Source organism: Pseudoxanthomonas sp. LjRoot204_2, assembly GCF_056175765.1.
The window spans coordinates 1-2,090 of record NZ_JBGFFG010000514.1; the positions used below are offsets into that span (position 1 = coordinate 1).

Sequence of the window (2,090 nt, forward strand, 5' to 3'; positions counted from 1 at the left end):
GCCCTACATTTCGCTTGCCGATGCGATCGGCCCGATTACCCAACCACTCGACAGTAGAGACAGGACACATGGCAAAGAGCACCAAGAAGGCCGCGCCGAAAAAGGCCGCCAAGAAAGCTGCACCGAAGGCCGCCGCCAAGCCGGCCGCCCCGAAGCCGATCAAGGAAGCGCTGAGCAAGTCGGGCCTCGTCGCCCACATCGCCGAAGCGACCTCCGTGGCCGCCAAGGACGTCCGCGCCGTGCTGGCCTCGCTGGAAAGCGCCGTGCACGCCTCGGTGAACAAGAAGGGCGCGKGCGCCTTCACGTTGCCCGGCCTGCTGAAGATCACGGCCGTCAACGTGCCGGCCAAGCCGAAGCGCAAGGGCATCAACCCGTTCACCAAGGAAGAGCAGTGGTTCGCCGCCAAGCCCGCCACGGTGAAGGTCAAGGTCCGTCCGCTGAAGAAGCTGAAGGACGCCGCCGCCTGATCGCGGCGCACCTCGCGTGACACGAACGGGACGGCCATGCCGTCCCGTTTTTTTTTGATGCCGCTGGCCGCCCTTGCGAAGCCCCGGCATCGCCCGCACGTCATCCTTCATCTCCCCACGACAAGGTGCTCCGCGCATGAAGATCCAGGGCTTCCTCGACCATCTGCTGAAATCCTCCAGCGGCAGCGGCAGCGTACTCAACGCCGACTTCGGCAAGGGCGCGATCAGCGGCGGCGCGCTGGGCCTGCTGCTGGGCAAGAACAAGACCACCCGCAAGCTCGCCACGTATGGCGGCCTGGCCGCGATCGGCGTGATGGCCTATCGGGCCTATGGGGACTACAAGCGGCAGCAGGGCGGGTTCGCCGCCGGCGCCGGTCCGCAGACCGTGGATCGCCTTCCGCCGCCGCAGGTGGAGCTGCACAGCCAGGCCATCCTCACGGCGCTGGTCGCGGCAGCGAAGGCCGACGGCCACATCGATGCGCGCGAGCGCGAAGTGATCGAAGGCGAATTCGCCCGACTCGGCACCGACGGCGATGTACAGCAGTGGCTGCATGCCGAGCTGGAGAAGCCGCTGGATCCGGCGGACGTCGCGCGCGCCGGCAGTACGCCGGAGATCGCGTCGGAGATGTACCTGGCCAGCCTGATGGTCGCCGACGAACAGAGTTTCATGGAGCGCGCCTATCTSGATGAGCTGGCGAAGCAGCTGAAGCTGGATCCGTCGCTGAAGGCGCAGCTGGAACGCCAGCTGGCGCAGATGCAGTCCTCTCCGCAGGGCTGATCGAATGGTGCGGCCCGCCGCGCGGCGCCTGAGGCGCTTGGCCTGGACGCTGTTGTCGCTGGCCGTGCTGGCGATGCTGCTGGCGTGGGCATGGGGCCGGCCTTTCATGGCCCCTGCCCGCATGCTGTGGGATATCTCGCGGGCGCCCGCGCCGACCGCGTTGCCCGTTCCCGTCGAGGGAGTGCGGGCGCGACAGGTGGCCGACACGTTCGGCGCGCCGCGAGGCCGCGACCGTACCCATCAGGGCGTGGATATCTTCGCCAGGCGCGGCACGCCTGTCGTCAGCGCGACGCGCGGGATCGTGGTGTCGATCCGCGATGGCGGACTGGGGGGCAAGCAGGTGTGGGTGCTCGGCCCGGGACGCGAGCGCCACTACTACGCGCACCTGGACGACTGGGCGCCCGGCCTGGCCGACGGCCAAGTCGTGCACCCCGGTGACGTGCTGGGGTTCGTCGGCACGACCGGCAATGCGCGAGGCACGCCACCGCACCTCCATTACGGCATCTATGGCGCCGCTGGCGCTTACGATCCGCTCCCGCTGTTCACGGCAGGCGCGGCCACCGCGACCGTCGACTGAACCGCCGCGCCGCCGGGCGGAACAGTCCATCGCGGGGGCGACGCTCGTTACCCACGGCGTGTGGGCCTATCTTTGATTCGTCCCCGACGCGTGCCTGTACCGCTGCCATGCCCAACGACTCCCACCGCTATCGCATCACCGTCACGCCGATTGAGGGCGATGGCCAGCCCTCCCCCGGCCGCTGCACCATCGAATTCGAGCATGGCTGCCACGACGACTGGATGCGCATCCTCGAGAACGTCCAGCGCCAGCGCGGCCTCAGTGGCGA

Annotated in this window: 4 protein-coding genes; all 4 read left to right on the forward strand. The window is 68.6% G+C overall.

All coding sequences use genetic code 11. From position 1 onward, the window contains the following. The first annotated feature begins 68 nt into the window (after positions 1-68). Entirely contained in the window at positions 69-467 is a 399-nt protein-coding gene (locus AC04L7_RS17315; RefSeq protein ID WP_475513524.1) for an HU family DNA-binding protein, read from the forward strand. Between the two features lie 136 nt (positions 468-603). Further along, positions 604-1,245 (forward strand): tellurite resistance TerB family protein, encoded by a 642-nt coding sequence (locus tag AC04L7_RS17320; protein WP_435999923.1) that lies wholly within the window; start codon positions 604-606, stop codon positions 1,243-1,245. Between the two features lie 4 nt (positions 1,246-1,249). After that, positions 1,250-1,822, forward strand: coding sequence for a M23 family metallopeptidase (locus AC04L7_RS17325; protein WP_435999925.1), 573 nt, complete (start codon positions 1,250-1,252; stop codon positions 1,820-1,822). A gap of 107 nt (positions 1,823-1,929) precedes the next feature. Then, a partial coding sequence (locus tag AC04L7_RS17330; RefSeq protein ID WP_475513525.1) for a DUF3861 family protein occupies positions 1,930-2,090 on the forward strand: 161 nt, incomplete at its 3' end.